We start from the raw sequence: 21,092 nt of genomic DNA on the forward strand, positions 1-21,092 counted from the left end.
TTGCTTTCTTTGCCTTCTTCCCACTAATCAGGAGTGTTCGTACCATGATGAAACCGCAAAAAAATATTTCCCTCGGCCAGCGCCGCAAATTCCTGGCGCAGACACTGGGTGCCTCGGCCCTGGCCGCCACGGGCATGGGCGCCTTTGCCCAGGCCAAACCCACGATCAAGATCGGTTTTGTCGACGGCTGGTCCGACAGCGTGGCCACCACCAACCTCGCCGCGGCCATCATCCGCAGCAAGCTGGGCTACCCGGTTGAGCTGGTGCCGCTGGCGGCGGGCATCATGTGGCAAGGCGTGGCGCGCGGCGACCTGGACATGACGCTGTCGGCCTGGCTGCCGGTGACGCACGAAGCCTACCTGACCAGCTTCAAGGACAAGGTCCAGATCCTGGGCGCCAACTACCCGGGCGCCAAGATCGGCCTGATCGTGCCCGACTACGTCAAGGCCACCAGCCTGACCGACCTCAACAACTTCCGCGCCGATTTCGACAACCGCATTGTGGGCATAGACGCCGGCGCGGGTGTCATGCGCAAGACCGAGGAAGCCATCAAGGCCTACGGCCTGGACATGCGCCTGCTGCCCAGCTCCGGGCCGGCCATGGCCGCCGAACTCGACCGCTCCTACCGCGCGAACAAATCCATCGCCGTCACCGGCTGGATTCCGCACTGGATGTTCGCCAAGTACAAGCTGCGCTTCCTGGCCGACCCGAAAAACATCTACGGCGCTGAAGAGCACGTGGACAGCGTCATCAACCCGGCGCTGAACACCAAGGCGCCGGCTGTCGTGGCTTTCCTGAAGAAATTCTCGTGGAAGCCGGAAGAAATCGGCGCCGTGATGCTGGCCGTCGAAGGCGGCTCCAAGGCGGACGCGGCAGCCGAGAAGTGGATGAACGACAACGCCGCGCGTGTTTCAAGCTGGCTCGGCTAAAGCGCCGCAAACACCGGGCGCAGATAGCGGCCCGGTGGTCCCAGCCGGCCTGGGACCACCGGCCGCCATCGGATCGGGGGTGAAGCCTTCCCCTGCCCCGTGGTTTGACCTTTGCTTTCCGCCAGACACAAACAGGCCGTGTTCCAGGCCGTGTTCCGACATCCATAACGAGACTCCCAAGATGAACCCGCAACTCCCCATTGAAGTCGATGCACAGACCGGTATCTGGACCACCGACGGCCTGCCGATGATTTATGTGCCGCGGCACTTCTTTGTCAACAACCATGTCGAAACCGAGGCTGTGGTGGGGCGGGAGGTCTATGCCCCCGCGCTCTACAAGGCGGGGCATCGCTCGGCCTATTTCTGGTGCCAGAAAGAGGCGGCCACGCACGGGCTGTCCGGCATGGCGGTTTACGAGCACTACCTCAAGCGCCTGTCGCAGCGCGGCTGGGGCCTGTTTTCCTTCATCGAATCGGACGCCGCCACCGGCCGCGCATTGATCAAGCTCGAGCACTCGGTGTTCGTGCTCGCCCAAGGCATTGCCGGCGTGCCGGTCAACCACAGCAAGGTCTGCTACCTCTTCGCCGGCTGGTTCTCGGGCGCCATGGACTGGGTGCTGGAGACCAGCGGCTCGGCCGTGCGCACCACCAGCGTCGAAACCCAGTGCGCGGCCGAGGGCCACAGCCACTGCGTGTTCACCGTCAGCCCCCTCTAGAGATTCGCCATGCGCTACCCGCATTTGTTTGAGCCCATCCGCCTGAACCAGGTCCTGCTGCGCAACCGCATCGTCAGCACCGCGCATGCCGAGGTGTACGCCGAAGGCGGCAACCCGACCGAGCGCTACATCCGGTATTACGAGGAAAAAGCCAAGGGCGGCGTGGGCCTGGCAATTTGCGGCGGCTCCAGCCCGGTGTCGCGCGACAGCCCCTGGTCCTGGTGGAGCTCCGTCAACCTGGCGAAGAACTCGGTCATCGAGCCCCTGGCCAAGCTGGCCGAGACCATGCACAAGCACGGCGCCAAGCTGATGATCCAGGCCACCCACATGGGCAGGCGCAATGCCTGGCACGGCTTCGACTGGCCGCACCTGGTCAGCCCCTCGGGCATACGCGAGCCAGTGCACCGCGGCAACGCCAAGACCATAGAGATCGAAGAGATACGCCGCATCGTGGCCGACTACGGCCGGGCCGCCAAACGCGTGAAGGATGCCGGCCTGGACGGCATCGAAATTTCCGCCGCGCACCAGCAGCTGGTCGACCAGTTCTGGAGCCCGCGCGTGAACCACCGCACCGACGAGTACGGCGGCAGCCTGGAAAACCGCCTGCGCTTCGGCATGGAAGTGCTGCAGGCCGTGCGCGAGCAGGTCGGCGCCGATTTCTGTGTCGGCATGCGCATGTGCGGCGACGAATTCCATGAAGACGGCATCAGCCACGAGATGGCCAAGGAGATTGCCCAGGCCATGTCGGAAAGCGGCCTGATCGACTTCCTGAGCGTGGTCGGCTCCGGCGCGGACACCCACAACACCCTGGTCAACTGCATGCCGCCCATGGCGCTGCCGCCAGAACCCTTTGTGCACCTGGCCGCCGGCATCAAGTCGGTGTCCAAGGTGCCGGTCATGCACGCGCAAAGCATTCGCGACGCCTCGCAGGCCGAACGCATCCTGGCCACCGGCATGGTCGACATGGTGGGCATGACCCGCGCGCAGATCGCCGACCCGCACATGGTCATCAAGATCCGCGACGGCCGGGAAGACCAGATCAAACAATGCGTGGGCGCCAACTACTGCATAGACCGCCAGTACAACGGCCTGGACGTGCTGTGCATCCAGAACGCCGCCACCAGCCGCGAAGAAACCATGCCGCACGTGATCAGCAAGACCACGGGTGCGCGCCGCAAGGTGGTGGTGGTCGGCGCCGGCCCGGCCGGCCTGGAAGCCGCGCGCGTGGCCCGCGAGCGCGGCCACGAGGTCGTGCTGTTCGAGAAGAATACCGTCGTCGGCGGCCAGGTGAACCTCGCCGCCAAGCCGCCCAAACGCGAGCAGATGGCCGGCATCATCCGCTGGTTCGACATGGAAACCCAGCGCCTGGGCGTGCAGCGCCGCCTGGGCGTGGCGGCCACGCAGGAAATGATCCTGGCCGAGCAGCCCGACATCGTGGTGCTGGCCACCGGCGGCACACCGCACATGGGGCAAACGCCCGCCTGGGGCGCGGACCAGGGCTTGTGCGTGAGCAGCTGGGACATCCTGTCGGGCGCGGTCGCGCCCGGCGAAAACGTCCTGGTGTACGACAGCATCAGCACCCATGCGGGCACCGGCGCGGCCGACTTCATCGCCGCGCGCGGCAAGCTGGTGGAGATCGTGACGCCCGACGTCAAGGTCGCCGATGATGTGGGCGGCACCACCTTCCCGATCTTCTACCGCCAGCTGTACGCCAGCGGCGTGATCCAGACGCCCAACTTCTGGCTGGAACGCGTCTACCGCGAAGGCGACAAACTGATCGCCGTGCTGAAGAACGAATACACCGAAGCGCTGGAAGAGCGCGCGGTGGACCAGGTGGTCATCGAAAACGGCATACTGCCCAATGACGGCCTGTACTGGCAGCTCAAGCCGCTGTCGCTCAACAAGGGCCAGACCGACATCGAGGCCCTGTACGACGCGCAGCCGCAGCCCGGCTTGAGCCAGGCCACCGGCAAGGGGGACTTCCTGCTCTACCGCGTCGGCGACTGCGTCTCCATGCACAACATCCACGCGGCGATCTACGACTCGCTGCGCCTGTGCAAGGACTTTTGAGATGATGAGCTCCCCCCCGAAGCGCCTTCGGCGCCTCCCCCTCAAGGGGGCGGCACCTGTGGCCTGGCAAAGCCAGTTCCACGATGCCCCTGGAACAGAGTTGTGCAGTCTGGACCAACCGGCGGCGCCTGACGCCGTGGGAGGCTGAGATGGCCCTGCAACATCTGGTCAGCACCGTTTTCTGGCTTGCCGTCCTGGCCCTGGCCTGGGGCATGGGCAGGCGCGCGCTCATCTGGAAAACCGGCCGGCAGGCCAGTGTGGACCTGCGCGGGCTGTTGCAAATACCCAAGCGCTACTTTGTGGACTTGCACGACGTGGTGGCGCGTGAGCCCTTTGTGGCACGGGCCCATGTCGGCGTGGCTGGCGGCGCCATTCTGGCGCTGGCATTGGTGGCGCTGAACTACGGCCTGGGCCTGTACTTGCGGGTACTGGATGCGGCGCTGCTGCTGGCCGGGCTGATGATGCTGGCCGGCGCCATCGCCATGGCTTCGCGCCGCCGCAACGCACCGGCGCGCCTGTCCAAAGGCCCGTGGAGCCGCCTGCCCTATTCGCTGATGCTGTTCGCGGCCGCCGTGGCCCTGGTCGGTGCAGTGGCCTTTACCGGCACCGCCCTGGCGCCCTGGCTGGCCGGCTTGATCAGCCTGGCCTTTGCCGCCGGCGCGGCGGAACTGGCCTTGGGCGTGGGCTTGGCCGGACCGATGAAACACGCCGTCGCCGGCCTGCTGCATCTGGGCCTGCATCCGCGGCCCGAGCGTTTTGGCAACAAACGCTTCGCCACCGCCCTCAAGCCGTTACGCCTCACCGCGGACGACATGGGCGTGGGCAAGCCCGCCGACTTCGCCTGGAACAAGCTGCTGTCCTTTGATGCCTGCGTGCAGTGCGGTAAATGCGAAGCCGCCTGCCCGGCCTTCGCGGCGGGGCAGCCGCTGAACCCGAAGAAGCTGATCCAGGACCTGGTCGTCGGCATGAGCGCCAGGACCGACGCCGCTTATGCGGGCAGCCCTTACCCGGGCCAGCCCATAGGCCGGCACGCCGGCGCGCCCGGCCTGCCCATCGTCAACGGCCTGATCAACAGCGAGACACTCTGGTCCTGCACCACCTGCCGGGCCTGTGTGCAGGAATGCCCCATGCTGATCGAACATGTGGACGCCATCGTCGACATGCGCCGCCACATGACCCTGGTGGACGGCGTGGTGCCGAACAAGGGCATGGAAGTGCTGGAGCAGCTGCGCGACACCGACACCGCCGGTGGTTTCCCGCTCACGGCACGGCACCACTGGGCGGCCGACCTGAATGTGCCGGTGCTCGATGCCGGCGGCCGGACCGACTGGCTGGTGCTGGTGGGCGAAGGCGGCTTTGACATGCGCTACCAGCGCACCCTGCGCGCCTTCATCAAAACCCTGCAAAAAGCCGGCCTGCAGATCGCCCTGCTGGGCGCGGCGGAAACCGATTGCGGCGACCTGGCGCGCCGCCTGGGCGACGAGCATGGCTTCCAGCGCCTGTCGCGCCAGCTCATCGCCACGCTGAAGGCCCGCCGCTTCCAGCACATCGTGACACCCGACCCGCATATCTTCCATTCGCTGAAAAACGAATACCCGGCCATGGGTGGTGACTTCGACGTCTGGCACCACACCCAGTTGCTGGCCCAGCTGCTGGCCGAGGGCAAGCTCCAGCCCACGCGTGCCGGCAGCGTGGAGGCCGTGACCTACCACGACCCCTGCTACCTGGGCCGCTACGGCCGCGAAGTGGACGCGCCGCGCGCCGTGCTCAAGGGCATAGGCATCAAGGTCGTGGAGATGGAACGCAACCGCGAGCGCGGCCGCTGCTGCGGCGGCGGGGGCGGCGCGCCGTTTACCGACATTCCCGGCACCACCCGCATTCCCGATATCCGCATCGCCGATGCAAAACTTGCCGGCGCAGGCGTGGTGGCCGTGGCCTGCCCCAACTGCACCGCCATGCTCGAAGGCGTGGTGGGGCCGCGGCCCGAAGTACTCGATGTGGCCGAACTGCTGGCCCATGCATTGGAGGTCGCATGAGCACCGCATACGCCCCCCAAGGCCAGCTGCGCCGCGTAGACCCGCGCCGGCCCGCCATCATCACGCCCGCCGGACTGCACCGCATCGTGCTGGGCAGCAGCGAAGGCGAACGCATCAGCGCAAACCGCCTCGATGCGCCGTTGGCCAAGGCCGTGCGCAGCGCCGGCCCCTTCAGCCGCGCCACCATGGTGGTGGCCCGCGCGGAGCGCGGCGCCTTGAGCGATGCTGTGCGCCAGGCGGTCGCCGCGGCCGCGATTCTGGCCTCCGCCGATACCGAAGTCATCCTGGCGGTGCTGGGAGCCTGCCATGACGATGTGGCCGCGCTGGGCGCGGACCGCTTGCTGGTGGCCGAGGATTTTGAGGCGAACCGCTACCAGCCCGCGGCCTGCGTGCAATGGCTGCAAGGCCTGCAGGCCGCCTGGGCGCCCCAACACTGGCTGTTTGCCGACACCGGCTTTGACGGCCAGCTGGGCCGGCGCTTTGCCGTCCAGGGCGGGCTGGGCCTGGCCTGCGGCGTGGTCGAGCTGGGGGCGGACAGCCTGCGCGTGCCCGCCGGTGCCGGCCAGGACTGGCTGCGCCCGCATGCCCAGGTCATGTTGCTGGCCAAGGGCGTGGCCAGCACCAAACTGCCTTTTGTCGGGCTCGGCGTGCGCGAACCCGCGCTGCCTGTGCCGACTGTTTCCGAGCGCGGCATCGAGGACCTCGGTGTGCAGGCCGGGGACCCGAAAACGCTGGCGCTCGAGGAAGCCGATTTCATCCTGGCCGCGGGCAACGGCGTCACCGACCTGCCGCTGTTCCATTCGCTGGCGCTGGAAGTGGGCGCCGCCGTCGGCGCCTCGCGCGTCGCGGTGGACGACGGCCGCTTTGCGCGCGCCCAGCAAATCGGCGCCACGGGGAAAACCGTCTCCGCCTCGGCTTACCTAGCGCTGGGTATCTCGGGCGCGGTGCAGCACCTGCAAGGCATCAAGGATTGCCGCCACGTCATTGCGGTGAACCTCGACGCGTCGGCGCCCATCGCGCGCCGCGCCGACCTGACCGTGGTGGAAGACAGCGCGGCCCTGATGCGGGCGCTGCTGGAATTGGTGCGCCAGCAAAAGGAGGCCGCATGAGCGACATCACCGTACTCGTGGCAGCCCGCCACCATGCGGTCAGCGGCCGGCCCGTGCGCAGCCGCGCCGATGCGGCCGCTGCCGCCCTGGCCTTGGGCATGTCGGGCGCCGTGCGGCTGCTGACGGCAGGCCCGCTGCCGGATGCGGTCGCCCGCGATTACCTGGCCCTGGGCGCGCCGCTGCTGGAAGTCCTGGAATGCGGCGAAGACGCCGACATCGCGGCACGCCTGCTGCCGGCCTTGCGCGATGTGCCCTGGATATTGGCGGGAACCCGCTCCGAAGCCGAACACGGCACCGGCGTTTTGCCGTATACCCTGGCGGCCGCGCTGCAGCGCCCCGTGGTCGCCGATGTGCTGGGCATACAGGCCGAAGGTTCCGCCTGGATCGTGACCCAGGCCCTGCCCAAGGGCGCGCGGCGCCGCCTGCGCGTGCAGGCACCGGCCGTGCTGGTGGTCAGTGCCGCCGCATCACCCACATTGCGCCATTCGCTGGCGGACGCCATGGCGGGCCGCATCGTGCGCAAGCCACTGCAGGCGACCAAGCCCGCATCCACATCCACATCAGCCCCCGTGGGCCAGCGGGTTGCCGGCAGCAAGCGCCGCAAGCTGCTGGAGGCGCGCACCCAGCAAAGCGGCCACGCCCGCATGCTGGGCGCGATCGAATCACCTTCGACGGGCGGCGCCGTGCTGCAAGCAGGCGATCCGCACACCAAGGCGCAGGCGGTACTGGACTACCTGCGCACCCATTCTCTTGTTCATTTTTGACGAAACGCCCACTATGACAAAGACCCTTTCCGCGCAAACCCTGCTGACCCGCGAGTTGCTGGCCCGCCGCCGCCCAGGCTACAGCCTGGAGGCGCCGTTCTACCTCAGCGACACGGTGCTGCAGGCCGACATGGAACACATCTTCGGCAAGCACTGGATCTTCGTCGCCGTCGAGCCGCAGATCGCCGAAGCCGGCGACTACATCACCGTGGACTTCGACAAGAACTCCATCCTGATCGTGCGCGACGACGACATGCAGGTGCGGGCCTTCCACAATGTCTGCCGCCACCGCGGCTCGCGCCTGTGCGCCAGCCGGCAAGGCGTGGTCGGCAACATCGTCTGCCCCTACCACCAATGGACTTACGACCTGACCGGCAAGCTGATCCACGCCAAGCACATGGGCGATGACTTCGACGCCTCGGGCCTGGGCCTCAAGCCGGTGCATGTGCGCAGCCTGGCGGGTTTGATTTTTATCTGCCTGGCGGAAAACCCGCCCGAAGATTTCGAGCAGATGGTGGCGGAGATGACGCCTTACCTGGCGCCCCACCAGCTGAGCCAGTGCAAGGTGGCGGCCCAGGTCGACATCGTGGAAGACTGCAACTGGAAGCTCACCATGGAAAACAACCGGGAGTGCTACCACTGCATGAGCAACCACCCCGAGCTGACCATCTCCCTGTACGAGTACGGATTCGGCTACAAACCGGACGAGCACAACGCCGCCGGGCAGCAACAGTTCCAGGACATCATGGACGCCAGCCACAAACGCTGGGAAGCCATGGGCCTGCCCTCGGCGGAGATCGACACCCTGGACGACAGGGTGACGGGCTTTCGCACCCAGCGCCTGCCGATAGACCGCTCCGGCCAGTCGCAAACCATGAACGCCGAGGTCGCCTCCAAAAAACTGCTGGCCGACTTTGTCGACCCGGCGCTGGGCGGCCTGTCGTTCTGGACGCAGCCCAACTCCTGGCACCACTTCATGAGCGACCACATCGTCAGCTTCTCGGTGCTGCCGATCTCCGCCACCAAAACCCTGGTCCGCACCACCTGGTGCGTGCACAAGGATGCGGTGGAGGGTGTGGACTACACCGTGGAAAACCTGACCGCCGTGTGGAATGCCACCAATGCGCAGGACCGCCGCCTGGTGGAGGAGTCGCAAATCGGCATCGCCACCGGCGCCTACCAGCCCGGGCCGTATTCACCGTACACCGAAGGCCTGGTCGAAAAATTCTGCAACTGGTATGTGAACCGCCTCAGTGCCCTGACCCGGTAGATCCCGGTAGATCCCGGTAAACACCCGACTACATTCCCAGCGTTCTGGCCCATCCCCATGTCCACTTCTCTTCACGCTCCTGACTTCGCGGCGCCCGCCTCCCCGCCCTGGTCTTCCGACCGGGACGAAACCCTGCGCTGCGTCCAGGTGCGCCAGGAAACGCACGACGTCAAAACCTTTGTGCTGGCAGCGCAGGGGCCGCGCAGCTTTCGCTACCTGCCGGGCCAGTTCATCACGCTGGAGCTGGACATCGCGGGCAGCAAAATCAACCGCTGCTACACGCTGTCCAGCACGCCCACCCGCCCCGACCTGGTGAGCATCACCGTCAAGCGCGTGCCGGGCGGGACCGTGTCCAACTGGCTGCACGACAACTTGCGCGCCGGCATGACGCTGGGCGTGATCGGGCCCTCCGGGGAGTTCAGCTGCTTCAAGGCGCCGGCGCAGCGCTACCTGTTCCTGTCCGGCGGCAGCGGCATCACACCCCTGATGTCCATGACCCGCGCGCTGCACGACCTGGGCAGCGATGCCGACATCGTGTTCGCGCATTGCGCGCGCAGCCCCGCGGACGTGCTGTTCCCCGAAGAGCTGACCCTGATGGCGCGCAACATGGCGCAGCTGCGGCTGGCCACGGTGTGCGAGCAGCACACGCCGGGCAGCGCCTATGCCGGGCATATCGGTCGCATGGACGCGGCGCGGCTGGCCCACATCGCGCCCGACTTCCTGCAGCGCGACGTCTACACCTGCGGCCCGGCGCCTTTCATGGCGGCGGTGCGCCAGCTGCTGGCGGCGGCGGGCTACGACATGCGGCACTACCGCGAAGAGAGTTTTTCGTTTGCCGACCAGGCGCAGCCCGAGGCACAAGCGCAGGGCAATGGCAACGGCGACAGCGCCGCCGCCACGCACAGCATCCAGCTGCAGAAGATGGGCCAGTCCTTCCCGTGCCGCGCCGACCAGACCATTTTGCAGGCGGCCACGGCCGCGGGCCTGCGCCTGCCGTCCTCCTGCAGCAGCGGCATTTGCGGCACCTGCAAAACCAAAAAGATCTCCGGCCAGGTCGAGATGAAACACGCCGGCGGCATTCGCCCGCGCGAGATCGACCAGGGCTGGATCCTGCCTTGCTGCAGCAAACCCGTGAGTGATGTCGCACTGGATCGGTGAGCTCAAAAACGTGCATGCACCGAATCAAGAATCGCTTTGAACACGTATTGGAAGTTATGCAAATTTTTTTGGCGTTTAACGGCAGAAATCGAGGTCCTCCATGGACAAACCCTATAGCTTGAAACCCCTGCGCCCGACAAAATCGTGGCACGCTGCTTGCTCATAAAAAGAACCGAAACATGCAGTGAAATTCCCCCGGAGACATACGATGACAAAACCCAAGATCAGCGTCCGAAATCTTTACAAGATTTTCGGAAGCAATATTTCAGAAGCCGTGAAGTTGCTGGGGGAAGGCCTGAGCAAGGACGAAGTGTTTGCCAAGACCGGGCACGTCGTCGGCGTCAACAAAGTCAGCTTCGACGTCATGCCGGGCGAGATTTACGTGCTCATGGGTTTGTCGGGCTCGGGCAAGTCCACCCTGATCCGGCTCATCAACCGCCTGGTCGAGCCGTCTTCAGGCTCCATCAACATCGACGGCGAAGACATCACCGCCCTGCCGCAGTGCGACCTGGTCAAGTGGCGGCGCAAGCGGGTGGCCATGGTGTTCCAGTCCTTCGCGCTCATGCCGCACCGCAATGTGCTGGACAACGCCGCCTTCGGCCTCGAAATGGCGGGCACGCCGCGCAAGGCGCGCGAGGACCGGGCCATGCAAGTGCTGGCCCAGGTGGGCTTGCAGACCTACGCGGCGAAGTACCCTTCGCAGCTGTCGGGCGGCATGCAGCAGCGCGTGGGGCTGGCGCGCGCCCTGGCGGTGGACCCCGACATCCTGCTGATGGATGAAGCTTTCTCGGCGCTGGACCCGCTCAAGCGCGTCGAGATGCAGGGCCTGATGCTGGACTTGCAGCGCGAACAGCAGCGCACGGTGCTGTTCGTCTCGCACGACCTCGAAGAAGCCCTGCGCATAGGCACCCGCATCGCGATCATGGAAGGCGGCAACCTGGTGCAGGAAGGAACGCCCCACCAGATCATCACCCAGCCGGCCAACGACTATGTGCGGCGCTTTTTCGAAGGCGTGGACACCTCGCGCTACCTGACCGCGGCCGACCTGCTGGACCCGGGCCTGAACGGCCACTCCTACAACGGCGGGCCGCGCCTGCCGTCCCACACCACCTTGCCCGAAGCCATGAAGATTGTGCTGGGCATGGACCAACCGGTGGGCGTGTTCGACGCCACCGACCAATTACTGGGCTGCATCTCCGCGCGCAGCCTGCTCGTCCGAATGGCTCAAGAGGCCCGCCATGTCTAATCTGCTTTCTCAAATCACCCAGGCTTCGCACGACGTCCTGCCCCTGGGCAAGTGGGTCAACGCCGGGGTGAAACACCTGCTGGACCATGGCGCCGCCGTCTTCGACTCAGTAGGCGTGGTGGTCGAACAATTCGCCACGTGGGTCGAGATGGGCATGCTGGCCCTGCCCTTCTGGCTGGTCATCCTGGTGGCCACGGCAGTGGGCGTGCGCCGGCTGGGCTGGAAGTTCGGCGCCTTTGTGGCGCTGTCCCTGGCGCTGATCGTGGTCACCGGTTTCTGGCTGCAAACCATGGTCACCCTGGCGCTCACGCTCTCGGCCACCCTGATCAGCCTGTTTTTCGGGATACCGCTGGGCATCTGGTGCGCGCGCGCGCCACGTGTGAATGCCTCGATACGGCCCATGCTGGACTTCATGCAGACCATGCCCGCCTTTGTCTACCTGATCCCCGCGGCCATGCTGTTCGGCCTGGGCCGGGTGCCCGGCATCATCGCCACCGTGATCTTCGCCATGCCGCCCGTGGTGCGCCTGACCAGCCTGGGCATACGCCAGGTGAGCTCAGAACAAGTCGAAGCGGGCAATGCCTTCGGCTGCACCTCCACCCAGCTGCTGTTCAAGGTGCAGCTCCCGATTGCCCTGCCGACCATCATGGCCGGCGTCAACCAGACTATCATGATGGCGCTGTCCATGGTCATCATCGCCTCCATGGTGGGGGCGGGCGGCCTGGGCAACGACGTACTCGCCAGCATCCAGCGACTGGACATCGGCCTGGGGTTCGAGAGCGGGCTGGCGGTGGTTTTGCTGGCCATCATCCTCGACCGCCTCACCGAGAGTTTTGGCGTGGCCCGCGAGAGCAGTGACAGCTAGGAGTACCCATGCCACGCGTTCCGGTTGAACCGCCACCACCGCTGCCAACCGCCGTTGGCGCCGGCGGTGGCCAGCCCCGAAAAGACGGCACCCACGTCGGCTTCATCCTGCTGCACGACTATTCGATGATCGCCTTTGCCAACGCCGTGGAAACGCTGCGCATGGCCAACTACATCAGCCGCCGCCCGCTGTACCGGTGGACCGTGGTGAACCCCGAACAGGCCAGCGCGGTGGCCAGCAACGGCCTGGCGCTGGCGACGACCGGGGAACTGGCCGAGCTGGCCGGCTGCGACATGATTTTTGTCTGCGGCGGCGTCAACATCCGCAGCGTCACGAACGACGGCGTGCGCCAGCTGCTGCGCCGCTGCGCCGCCGGTGGCGCGGTCATGGGCGCGCTGTGCACGGGCTCCTTCGCCCTGGCCAGCGCCGGGCTGCTGGACGGCTACCGCTGCGCCATCCATTGGGAAAACCTGGCGGCCATCAGCGAGGAGTTTCCCAAGGTGCGCTTCGCGCCCGAGGTCTTCATCCTCGACCGCGACCGCATGACCTGCTCCGGCGGCACGGCCCCCCTGCACCTGATGCTGCACCTGATACGCGGCGCCCACGGCGCCAAGCTGGTGATGGACATCTCCGAACAGTTCATCGTGGAGCGGCTGCGCGCCAGCAACGACCGCCAGCGCATCCCGCAGCCCGAATGCATAGGCCCGGGTTACCAGCACCTGACGGAGGCCGCCGAAATCATGGCCGCCAACATTGAAGACCCCCTGCCCCTGGCCGAGCTGGCCGGCGCCGTCGGGCTTTCGCTGCGCCAGCTGGAGCGCCTGTTCCACCGCTACTTCAGCATCAACCCGGCGCAGTACTACATGAACCTGCGGCTGCGTCGCGCCCAGGAGCTGCTCACGCACAGCAGCCACCCCATCATGCAGGTCACCGTGGCCTGCGGCTTCCAGTCGTCCTCGCATTTCTGCAAGGCCTACCGCAGCCTGTTCGGGCATGCGCCCAGCGAGGAGCGCCGCGGCAAGGTGGGCGAGAGCGAAGCGCGCGCCAGGGCCTCGCGCAAGCGCGTGGTGCCCCTCAAACGCGCCGCCTGAAGCGCGCGCCAGCGGCCACGCGCCTGCCGCTGCGGGACAACTCCGCGTCGCTCCCAGCAAAGTTGCGCAGCCTCAACCTGTAAAAGTGCAGTGGTGCCGTAGCACCGCGCGATTTCACTTTGACAAGGAAAGGGGCATGAAGCTGCAAGCAAGGACGCCCTCCTGCCTTTGAGATGCGACGCGCCGGATGCGGCAGCCGGGCAAGCCATTCCATACCAACACAAGGAGACCCAGAATGTCAGCTAATCGCGGTGTCGTCTACCTGCGCCAGGGCCAGGTTGAAGTCCAGTCCATCCCGTTTCCCAAACTGCTCAACCCGCTGGGCGGCAAGGCCGAACACGGCGTGATCCTGAAGGTGCTCACCACCAACATCTGCGGCTCCGACCAGCACATGGTGCGCGGCCGCACCACGGCGCCGGCCGGCCTGGTGCTGGGCCATGAGATTACCGGAGAGGTGCTCGAAGTGGGCCGCGACGTCGAAACACTGCAGCGCGGCGACATCGTGTCCGTTCCCTTCAATGTGGCCTGCGGGCGCTGCCGTACCTGCAAGGAGCAGCACACCGGCGTGTGCCTCAGCGTGAACCCATCCCGCGCGGGCGGGGCCTATGGCTACGTCGACATGGGCGGCTGGATAGGCGGTCAAGCCGAGTACGTCATGGTGCCCTATGCGGACTTCAATTTGCTGAAGTTCCCCGACCGTGCGCAGGCCGTTGAAAAAATCCGCGACCTGACCTGCCTCTCCGACATCCTGCCCACCGGCTACCACGGTGCGGTGACGGCCGGGGTCGGCCCGGGCAGCACGGTGTATGTGGCGGGCGCAGGCCCGGTCGGCCTGGCCGCCGCCGCCTCGGCGCGATTGCTGGGGGCGGCCGTCGTCATCGTCGGCGACATCAACCCGTCTCGCCTCGAACATGCGCGCAAGGTCGGTTTCGAGACCGTCGACCTGTCCAAGGATGCCCCCCTGGGCGAGCAGATCGCGCAGATCCTGGGCACGCCGGAAGTCGACTGCGCCGTGGATGCGGTGGGCTTTGAGGCGCGCGGCCACGGCCACGCGGGCTCGCAGACGGAAGCGCCGGCCGCGGTGCTCAATTCGCTGATGGAAGTCACGCGCGCCGCGGGCAAGATCGGCATCCCGGGCCTGTATGTCACCGAGGATCCCGGTGGCGTCGACAAGGCCGCCAAGACCGGCTCGCTCAGCCTTCGCCTGGGCCTGGGCTGGGCCAAATCGCACAGCTTTTTCACCGGCCAGACGCCCGTCATGAAATACAACCGCGCGCTGATGCAGGCCATTTTGTGGGACCGCATCCAGATCGCCGATGTGGTGGGCGTGCAGGTGATATCGCTGGACGAAGCGCCCTCGGGCTACGCCGCCTTCGATGCCGGTGCGCCGAAAAAATTCGTCATCGACCCGCACCAGCAACTGAAGAAAGCGGCCTGATTTTCACGGCGCCGGGGCAAGGCCCCGGTGCCGTGAATCCCGCCCTTCAGCCATATAGCCAGCCACAAACATCCTCTTGCCAACTTTCCCGCGCCCATGACCCCGGATACCAACACCCATTTCTGCCTGAACCTGGCCTGCGGCAGCGCCCAGGGCCAGGTCGCGGCCATCTCCGCCTTGTTAAACGAGCATGGGGCGTATATCGAGCAGTTTTCGGTGTTTGACGACCACACGACCGAGCGCTTTTTTGTGCGCAGCGTTTTCAGCTTGCGCAGCCCGGTCGAAGTCCTGCGCGGCGCCTTCGCCGAACTGGCAAAGGGTTTCCCGCAAGCGCAGTGGCAGCTGCATGACCTGGCGCAACCCACCCGCGTGCTGGTCATGGTGTCCAAGTTCGACCATTGCCTGCGCGAGCTGATTGCGCAGTGGCGGCGCGGTGAACTGAAGATGGACATTGTGGCCATTGCCTCCAACCATGCCGACCTGGCGCCCCTGGCCGAGGCCGAGGGCCTGCCCTTTCACCACCTGCCGATCAGCGCCGAAACCAAACCCGCGCAGGAAGAAAAGCTGCGCCGGCTGATTGCGGACACCGGCGCCGAATTTGTGGTGCTGGCCCGCTACATGCAGGTCCTGTCGGAGGACTTGTGCCGGCAGCTGCACGGCCGGGTCATCAATATCCACCATTCCTTCCTGCCCGGCTTCAAGGGCGGCAAGCCCTACCAGCAGGCCCACGACCGGGGCGTCAAGCTGATAGGCGCGACCGCCCACTTCGCCACCACCGACCTGGACGAGGGCCCCATCATCGAGCAGTCGGTCGAGCGTGTGGACCACGCCGATACACCGCAACACCTGTCGCAGGCGGGCCGCCTGGTGGAAAGCCTGGTGCTGTCGCGGGCCCTGCGTTTTGTGCTGGAGCGGCGGGTGTTCATCAACGGCATGAAAACCGTGGTGCTGCGTTAGGGCACACTGGCCCCAGCGGACGGGCTGATTCATCCATTCCCTCATTTCTTCCATTTTTTATCCAGGCGCACCGCGCCAGAAGATCCCCCACCATGGCTGTCAGTGTTTTTGATATTTTCAAGATTGGCATAGGCCCGAGCAGCTCGCACACCGTGGGCCCCATGCGGGCTGCCCATCTGTTCACCGAGCGCCTGGCGCACCAGGGCCTGCTGGCCTCCTGCGCGCGCGTGGAGGTCAAGCTCTATGGCTCGCTGGGCTCGACCGGCAAAGGCCACGGCACCGACAAGGCCGTGCTGCTGGGGCTGCAAGGGCATGACCCGGAAAACGTCGACGTGGAAGCCATTCCGGCGATGCTGGAGGCGATACGCAGCACGGGCCAGCTGCAGCTGGGGGGCCGGCACGCGGTGGCCTTCCGCGAGAAAGAGCACCTGGCGTTTTACCGCCGCGAGACCCTGCCCTTTCACCCCAACGGCATGCGCTGCATCGCGTACGACGCCGCGGGGGAGGAGCTGCTCAACCGCTGCTATTACTCGGTGGGCGGCGGTTTTGTGGTCAGCGATGAAGTGGCGGCCGACGGCAGCAAGCAGAAAGTGCTGGCGCCCGACGTCACCGTGCTGCCCTACCCTTTCCACAGCGGCGACGAGCTGATGCAGCAATGCAAAAGCGCCGGCATCTCGATTGCCGAACTCATGCGCCGCAATGAACGCCATTGGCGCAGCGATGCCGAGATCGACGCCGGCCTGCACAGGATCTGGGACGTGATGCAAGCCTGCGTGGAGCGCGGCTGCCGCACCCAGGGCGTCTTGCCCGGCGGCTTCAAGATCAAGCGCCGCGCCGCCGAGCTGCACCAGCGGTTGCGCTCCAACCCGGAGGCTTCGCTGCGCGACCCGCTGCAGGTGCTGGACTGGGTCAACCTCTATGCCCTGGCGGTGAACGAAGAGAACGCCGCGGGCGGCCGCGTCGTCACGGCGCCCACCAACGGCGCGGCGGGCATTGTGCCGGCCGTGCTGCACTACTACACGCGCTTTGTCGCCACGGCCACGCCCGGCGGCGTGATCGACTTCCTGCTGACCGCCGCCGCCATCGGCATGCTGTACAAGGAAAACGCCTCCATCTCGGGCGCCGAAGTCGGTTGCCAAGGCGAGGTCGGCGTGGCCTGCTCCATGGCCGCGGCCGCCTTGTGCGCCGTCATGGGCGGCACACCCGAGCAGGTCGAAAACGCGGCCGAAATCGGCATGGAGCACCACCTGGGGCTGACCTGCGACCCGGTAGGCGGGCTGGTCCAGATCCCCTGCATTGAACGCAACGCCATTGCCTCGGTCAAGGCCATCAACGCGGCCCGCATGGCCTTGCACGGCGACGGCACCCACCATGTGAGCCTGGACAAGGTCATCAAGACCATGCGCGAAACCGGCGCCGACATGATGACCAAGTACAAGGAGACCGCGCGCGGCGGGCTGGCGGTCAATATTGTTGAATGCTAGTGTTTGAAAAAAGCATGGGTGAACCGTCCATGGCGCCGCGCTCCCGATGGACGGCCCGTGTCGAGTCGCTGGAGACCCGGCTGCGCGTCGGTGTGTACGCGCATGAGCATGAACTCCAGCCGATTCTGGTGAGCCTGCGCATCAGCGGGCTGGCGGAGGCACATCCCTCCAGCCTGGCGCAATGCTTTGACTACGAGCCGATCTGCCGCTGGATGCTCGACGAGTGGCCGCTGAGCGCGCACACGCCCTTACTCGAAACACGCCTCAACGAATTGGTGAGCCGCGTGTTTGCCGACAGCCGGATCACCGATGTCTGGGTGGGCCTGTACAAGACGCAAGCCATCCCCCAGGCCAGTCTGGTGGGGCTGGAGCGCGACATCACGCGGCTTCAGTTCGAGGAACAGCGGCAGCACCAGCAGGCTATGGCGACCCGGCCTTAGCGTCGCGCGCCTGGTCGAAGCGACAGGCCGTCACAGCGGCCGCCCTTCCCCCTTCACCTTCTTCGCCTTCCCCCTTCCCCTTCCTGCTTCGTGCCGCTGTCGGGTTTGGACAAATTCGCGTCCACCCCGCACCACTGCGCCTGCCAAGGCCGCCGAACAATGGGCTCGGGCTCACAAATTTGTAATCTTTTGTGTTCATTGAGGGTAGAGCCTGAGGAATTTTTATGAATCCTATTTCGTACTCTCTGTTGGCTCGCGCAACCTGGACAGCTTGCGCCCTGACCGCCTTGACCACGCTGAACTGCCACGCGCAGACAAGCTTTGCCACCCCTGGGGCGCCCACCGCCAAAGTGATGCGCCTGGCCACGCTGGAATGGCCGCCCTACAACGGCCAGCTGCTGCCGCAGGACGGGCTCTCGACCCGCGTTGCCACCGTGGTGGCAAAGAGCGCCGGCTACCGCTTGATGAGCGCCTCCTCGGATTGGGCCACCACCGTGGAAAGGGGCGAAAAAGATCCCAATTACGAGGGCTACTTTCCCGTCTACTTCAACACCAAGCGGGAGCAAGCTTGCCACCTGTCCCAATCCATAGGCACCAGCCTGCTGGGCGTGGCGACCTTGAAAGGCGCACCCATCACCTGGAACACCATCTCTGACCTTGAACCCTACAAGCTCGGTGTGGTGGAAGGCTATGTGAACGGCGAAGCCTTCGACAACGCCATCAAGGAAAAACGCCAGGCCGTCGAGGCCGGCACCAGCGACGCGCAAAACGTCAAAAAGCTCAGGGAAGGCAAGATACGCGGCATCGTCATCGACAAAAACGTGCTGAACTACACCCTGTCACGCTTGGGCGGCGCCGACCAGGTGGTGTTCAACCCCAGGCCCATCGCGCAGCTGACACTGCATGTCTGCTTCAAGCGCAGCCCCGCGGGGCTGGAGATACGCGATGCGTTTGACGCGGCGCTCAAGAAGCTGGATCCGGCGCAGCTGGAGGCGGAGTACTTTCGGACTTTTCCGTTGATACGGTAGGTGGGCAAGAAAACATAAGTGGGATGGTTCTTTGTAGCTTTTTCAGTTTGAGGGCTATCAGTGACACATCGATACGTCACACCACGATCACATCCCCTGTATTCAGGTAAATCGAATAAGACTCAAACTCCGCATCGCCGTCCGCTTCAATTGTGATGACGCCCACCTCACCAAATGCAAGCTCGAGGGAGGAACTGCCAACACGAGTCACCGCCGTCACGTCCTGCAGCAACAGGCCGATTAACGGTGCGCACGTGGCGGGATCCGAGAATTTTCGCATCCCAGAAGTCTCTGCGAGCCGGTAAGACAACCCAGCTTCGACACAAAACGAGACCTTGTATGGCGTCGCACCTGGAGCCCTTTGTGGACGGGAGAAATCAAGTTTTGTGATGCTTGGTCCAAAACCAATCATTTCCAGATAACAACCGGAAAGTAGTTGAAGGTCAAAGTCGTCTGGCAATGCATGCATAAAAACTCCTTGTGTCGACGCGGTGGGGGTGTTGAGTTCGGCGGAAGCGGCACACGCGTATCGCCTCGACCTTTTTCAGGCTTCCCTGTCGACCGTTTCATCGCTTGCTTGTTTCCGTGAACCCAACGCCAATACATATCCTCGTATCCTGGCACAGGTGACAGCCTCGGCGGCATAGGCCGGTTGCTGGCAGCTGAGATGGTGTTGGGGTAGCGGGTTCGCTAATGACGACACCGCAAGCCTTGTTGACGGAGTCCAAGAGGCTTGTCTACTCCAGCTATCCCCGTTGCTCTTGGACAAGCCTGGTCAACACTCCAGCGAGTTCTATTGCTTCATGTTCTGCAAGCTCAATGGGGTCTTTAAATTTACCAAAGGTTTTCAAACAGATGGGCCCACCAGGTTCAAGCCAAACGGCAATTTCGCCACTGGCAAGCTCGTACACACGAGGTTCATTTTTTGAATTCATATTGTGTTTCAAGGTTTGATTGGAAAATGTGGATCATTGCCGCTCGAAGGATTTCCTATCTTGTCACCCTAGGGCCGAAAACCATGTGCACTTCACGGCACATGTACCGACTGAACTTCGAACGCGTATTCCGGGCCTTCCTCATAAACACGCACAACCAAAGCCAGGTCACTGCATCCTTCTTCCACCGTGTACAAATCAACCAAGACATCCCAATAACCTCGCATCCACTGACATGCGGACGTCTGCCATGTGCCTTCCGACAATTTCGTCAAACGAGCACCATATGACTTTATATTGGCGGCAATTCTCGCGGCGTTCTCTGCAGATATAGGGCGAACCCCGTGAACTCGACGCACGAGGCCAAAATCTCCATCTTGAAATGCCTCGACGACCGCAGACAAGGTGCTTCTCCATGCCGATGGGATTGGTGTTTGATTTTGCCCATCCTTCAAAACTTTTACTGTGCTGCTCATCGGCTTCTCCCGGAATGAAGGTCGCTGTGACAATCAGTGCAGGACCTCCACGTGGTTTTTCGACCCTGGAAACTGAAAGGCATCAAAAGCAAAAAACACAATACCGGTAACAAGCCCACCGCGATCGGTATCCATGGATTCTCCGACGATCTGAATTTGAGGTTCCATCATTTTTACCTAGCCATTGGATATGCAGTTTCAATCATTCGCGTTTGCGTATTAGTCCACGTCTCTCAAACCTCTCAGCCATTGCAGCATCCATGGGTGTTTAGCTAATTCCGGTGCCATTTCAGCCAACGTGGACATAAACGCCTCCCTTGCTGTCAACAGCATTTCTTCAAGGTCTTCACCAAGAATCCGTTCGACTGCGGGACTAGGTTGCCAGGCCGCTCGACTCCTACATGTAACCCAATACGTCCCATCCGCTGGTTCCAGCGTAAGAGAGCGTTCGATACCTTGTTCGTAGAAATCGATCTCGACCATCGCTCCTTCATGAACCGCGCGAAGTGCTGACGGCAATTGCTCCAAGAAGACCGGCAGATCGGTCTCCACATCCACCGGCCAACTCTCCTGGCCAAAACCAGAAACCACAAATTCACCCTGCGATCCGATTGCTCGACAAACGTCCGTCAAGATGGAGCGCACATCGTCTTCGTAGGGATCGTACGTGCGGATCAGGAAATCCTGCACAGCCTTAATGCGTAGTTCAATCTGCATAGTTCGTATCTTATGATCCATGTCAGGGTAGGCAGTGCGAAGGCCATCCCCCCCTAGGCACACAACCGTCGCCCATTCAGATTTCGACGGAATTCAACAGTATCGAGCACGATGGTGAACTCGCCAACGGCATGCGAGGCCGAGTGGGTGTTTTCCCAAGACCTTGGCGGCGCACAGCCGAGGCACGCTAAGCGCCTTCAAAAAAAAAGGGAAATCCCGGTCCAGTACCGGGATTTCCAGACCAGGAATCACGGCTTCAGGTTTTAAATCGCGGAGGCAAAAGCCCGGCGTCCCCCAAGCTCATCGCCAGGCTAGCCAGCACTCGCGCAATATGGTCGGCTTGTTTTTGCTGCGGCAGCTGCTC

The 21,092-nt window shown here is 64.3% G+C and carries 20 protein-coding genes; 16 read left to right on the forward strand and 4 right to left on the reverse strand.

The features are described 5' to 3' along the window. Window positions 1-47 precede the first annotated feature (47 nt). The 16 genes from AC1DUN_RS00965 (at window position 48) to AC1DUN_RS01040 (ending at window position 18,600) form a co-directional block, all read left to right on the forward strand. Entirely contained in the window at window positions 48-929 is an 882-nt protein-coding gene (locus tag AC1DUN_RS00965; protein WP_083336825.1) for a glycine betaine ABC transporter substrate-binding protein, read from the forward strand. Window positions 930-1,110: 181 nt separating this feature from the next. Further along, entirely contained in the window at window positions 1,111-1,644 is a 534-nt protein-coding gene (locus tag AC1DUN_RS00970) for a DUF5943 domain-containing protein (protein ID WP_477712314.1), read from the forward strand. 9 nt (window positions 1,645-1,653) lie between these two features. Beyond that, window positions 1,654-3,714, forward strand: a complete 2,061-nt coding sequence (locus tag AC1DUN_RS00975; RefSeq protein WP_477712315.1) for an oxidoreductase — start codon at window positions 1,654-1,656, stop codon at window positions 3,712-3,714. Window positions 3,715-3,863: 149 nt separating this feature from the next. Next, a complete protein-coding gene (locus AC1DUN_RS00980) occupies window positions 3,864-5,750 on the forward strand; it encodes a (Fe-S)-binding protein (protein ID WP_477712316.1) in 1,887 nt (628 codons plus the stop codon). Further along, window positions 5,747-6,859 (forward strand): electron transfer flavoprotein subunit alpha/FixB family protein, encoded by a 1,113-nt coding sequence (locus AC1DUN_RS00985; protein ID WP_477712317.1) that lies wholly within the window; start codon window positions 5,747-5,749, stop codon window positions 6,857-6,859. Before AC1DUN_RS00980 ends, AC1DUN_RS00985 begins: the two co-directional genes overlap by 4 nt. After that, complete coding sequence (locus AC1DUN_RS00990; RefSeq protein ID WP_477712318.1) at window positions 6,856-7,623, forward strand: electron transfer flavoprotein subunit beta/FixA family protein; 768 nt, start codon at window positions 6,856-6,858, stop codon at window positions 7,621-7,623. Before AC1DUN_RS00985 ends, AC1DUN_RS00990 begins: the two co-directional genes overlap by 4 nt. Window positions 7,624-7,636: 13 nt before the next feature. Continuing rightward, entirely contained in the window at window positions 7,637-8,893 is a 1,257-nt protein-coding gene (locus AC1DUN_RS00995) for an aromatic ring-hydroxylating oxygenase subunit alpha (RefSeq protein WP_413325350.1), read from the forward strand. 57 nt (window positions 8,894-8,950) lie between these two features. Continuing rightward, window positions 8,951-10,051, forward strand: coding sequence for an FAD-binding oxidoreductase (locus AC1DUN_RS01000; RefSeq protein WP_477712319.1), 1,101 nt, complete (start codon window positions 8,951-8,953; stop codon window positions 10,049-10,051). A gap of 208 nt (window positions 10,052-10,259) precedes the next feature. Beyond that, a complete protein-coding gene (locus AC1DUN_RS01005; RefSeq protein ID WP_413325355.1) occupies window positions 10,260-11,297 on the forward strand; it encodes a quaternary amine ABC transporter ATP-binding protein in 1,038 nt (345 codons plus the stop codon). Then, the gene (locus AC1DUN_RS01010) at window positions 11,290-12,162 is read left to right on the forward strand and encodes an ABC transporter permease (protein WP_477712320.1); all 873 of its coding nucleotides are present in this window, start codon (window positions 11,290-11,292) and stop codon (window positions 12,160-12,162) included. Before AC1DUN_RS01005 ends, AC1DUN_RS01010 begins: the two co-directional genes overlap by 8 nt. Before the next feature lie 8 nt (window positions 12,163-12,170). After that, the gene (locus AC1DUN_RS01015; protein ID WP_477712321.1) at window positions 12,171-13,253 is read left to right on the forward strand and encodes a GlxA family transcriptional regulator; all 1,083 of its coding nucleotides are present in this window, start codon (window positions 12,171-12,173) and stop codon (window positions 13,251-13,253) included. Between the two features lie 235 nt (window positions 13,254-13,488). Continuing rightward, window positions 13,489-14,691 (forward strand): formaldehyde dehydrogenase, glutathione-independent, encoded by a 1,203-nt coding sequence (fdhA, locus tag AC1DUN_RS01020; RefSeq protein ID WP_477712322.1) that lies wholly within the window; start codon window positions 13,489-13,491, stop codon window positions 14,689-14,691. Window positions 14,692-14,787: 96 nt separating this feature from the next. Beyond that, window positions 14,788-15,648, forward strand: coding sequence for a formyltetrahydrofolate deformylase (gene purU, locus AC1DUN_RS01025; protein WP_477712323.1), 861 nt, complete (start codon window positions 14,788-14,790; stop codon window positions 15,646-15,648). 92 nt (window positions 15,649-15,740) lie between these two features. Continuing rightward, window positions 15,741-17,132, forward strand: a complete 1,392-nt coding sequence (locus AC1DUN_RS01030; RefSeq protein WP_477712324.1) for an L-serine ammonia-lyase — start codon at window positions 15,741-15,743, stop codon at window positions 17,130-17,132. Window positions 17,133-17,146: 14 nt separating this feature from the next. Next, window positions 17,147-17,572 (forward strand): dihydroneopterin aldolase, encoded by a 426-nt coding sequence (locus tag AC1DUN_RS01035; protein WP_477712325.1) that lies wholly within the window; start codon window positions 17,147-17,149, stop codon window positions 17,570-17,572. A 287-nt stretch (window positions 17,573-17,859) separates the two neighbouring features. Beyond that, window positions 17,860-18,600, forward strand: coding sequence for a substrate-binding periplasmic protein (locus AC1DUN_RS01040; protein ID WP_477712326.1), 741 nt, complete (start codon window positions 17,860-17,862; stop codon window positions 18,598-18,600). A 76-nt stretch (window positions 18,601-18,676) separates the two neighbouring features. Here AC1DUN_RS01040 and AC1DUN_RS01045 read toward each other — a convergent pair whose 3' ends face one another. The 4 genes from AC1DUN_RS01045 to AC1DUN_RS01060 form a co-directional block, all read right to left on the reverse strand. Then, a complete protein-coding gene (locus tag AC1DUN_RS01045; protein ID WP_477712327.1) occupies window positions 18,677-19,069 on the reverse strand; it encodes a hypothetical protein in 393 nt (130 codons plus the stop codon). Window positions 19,070-19,346: 277 nt separating this feature from the next. Then, on the reverse strand, window positions 19,347-19,547 hold the full coding sequence (locus tag AC1DUN_RS01050) for a hypothetical protein (RefSeq protein WP_477712328.1): 201 nt from the start codon (window positions 19,545-19,547) through the stop codon (window positions 19,347-19,349). 80 nt (window positions 19,548-19,627) lie between these two features. Continuing rightward, the gene (locus tag AC1DUN_RS01055; RefSeq protein ID WP_477712329.1) at window positions 19,628-20,011 is read right to left on the reverse strand and encodes a DUF7668 domain-containing protein; all 384 of its coding nucleotides are present in this window, start codon (window positions 20,009-20,011) and stop codon (window positions 19,628-19,630) included. Window positions 20,012-20,230: 219 nt separating this feature from the next. Beyond that, window positions 20,231-20,728, reverse strand: a complete 498-nt coding sequence (locus tag AC1DUN_RS01060; protein ID WP_477712330.1) for a hypothetical protein — start codon at window positions 20,726-20,728, stop codon at window positions 20,231-20,233. Between the last annotated feature and the right edge of the window lie 364 nt (window positions 20,729-21,092).

This window comes from Polaromonas sp. P4_F6 (assembly GCF_056401275.1).

Coding starts and splice junctions, on each gene's coding strand:
- AC1DUN_RS00965 (WP_083336825.1), top strand. CDS start 48: ATGAAACCGCAAAAAAATATTTCCCTCGGCCAGCGCCGCAAATTCCTG.
- AC1DUN_RS00970 (WP_477712314.1), top strand. CDS start 1,111: ATGAACCCGCAACTCCCCATTGAAGTCGATGCACAGACCGGTATCTGG.
- AC1DUN_RS00975 (WP_477712315.1), top strand. CDS start 1,654: ATGCGCTACCCGCATTTGTTTGAGCCCATCCGCCTGAACCAGGTCCTG.
- AC1DUN_RS00980 (WP_477712316.1), top strand. CDS start 3,864: ATGGCCCTGCAACATCTGGTCAGCACCGTTTTCTGGCTTGCCGTCCTG.
- AC1DUN_RS00985 (WP_477712317.1), top strand. CDS start 5,747: ATGAGCACCGCATACGCCCCCCAAGGCCAGCTGCGCCGCGTAGACCCG.
- AC1DUN_RS00990 (WP_477712318.1), top strand. CDS start 6,856: ATGAGCGACATCACCGTACTCGTGGCAGCCCGCCACCATGCGGTCAGC.
- AC1DUN_RS00995 (WP_413325350.1), top strand. CDS start 7,637: ATGACAAAGACCCTTTCCGCGCAAACCCTGCTGACCCGCGAGTTGCTG.
- AC1DUN_RS01000 (WP_477712319.1), top strand. CDS start 8,951: ATGTCCACTTCTCTTCACGCTCCTGACTTCGCGGCGCCCGCCTCCCCG.
- AC1DUN_RS01005 (WP_413325355.1), top strand. CDS start 10,260: ATGACAAAACCCAAGATCAGCGTCCGAAATCTTTACAAGATTTTCGGA.
- AC1DUN_RS01010 (WP_477712320.1), top strand. CDS start 11,290: ATGTCTAATCTGCTTTCTCAAATCACCCAGGCTTCGCACGACGTCCTG.
- AC1DUN_RS01015 (WP_477712321.1), top strand. CDS start 12,171: ATGCCACGCGTTCCGGTTGAACCGCCACCACCGCTGCCAACCGCCGTT.
- fdhA (WP_477712322.1), top strand. CDS start 13,489: ATGTCAGCTAATCGCGGTGTCGTCTACCTGCGCCAGGGCCAGGTTGAA.
- purU (WP_477712323.1), top strand. CDS start 14,788: ATGACCCCGGATACCAACACCCATTTCTGCCTGAACCTGGCCTGCGGC.
- AC1DUN_RS01030 (WP_477712324.1), top strand. CDS start 15,741: ATGGCTGTCAGTGTTTTTGATATTTTCAAGATTGGCATAGGCCCGAGC.
- AC1DUN_RS01035 (WP_477712325.1), top strand. CDS start 17,147: ATGGGTGAACCGTCCATGGCGCCGCGCTCCCGATGGACGGCCCGTGTC.
- AC1DUN_RS01045 (WP_477712327.1), bottom strand. CDS start 19,069: ATGCATGCATTGCCAGACGACTTTGACCTTCAACTACTTTCCGGTTGT.
- AC1DUN_RS01055 (WP_477712329.1), bottom strand. CDS start 20,011: ATGAGCAGCACAGTAAAAGTTTTGAAGGATGGGCAAAATCAAACACCA.
- AC1DUN_RS01060 (WP_477712330.1), bottom strand. CDS start 20,728: ATGCAGATTGAACTACGCATTAAGGCTGTGCAGGATTTCCTGATCCGC.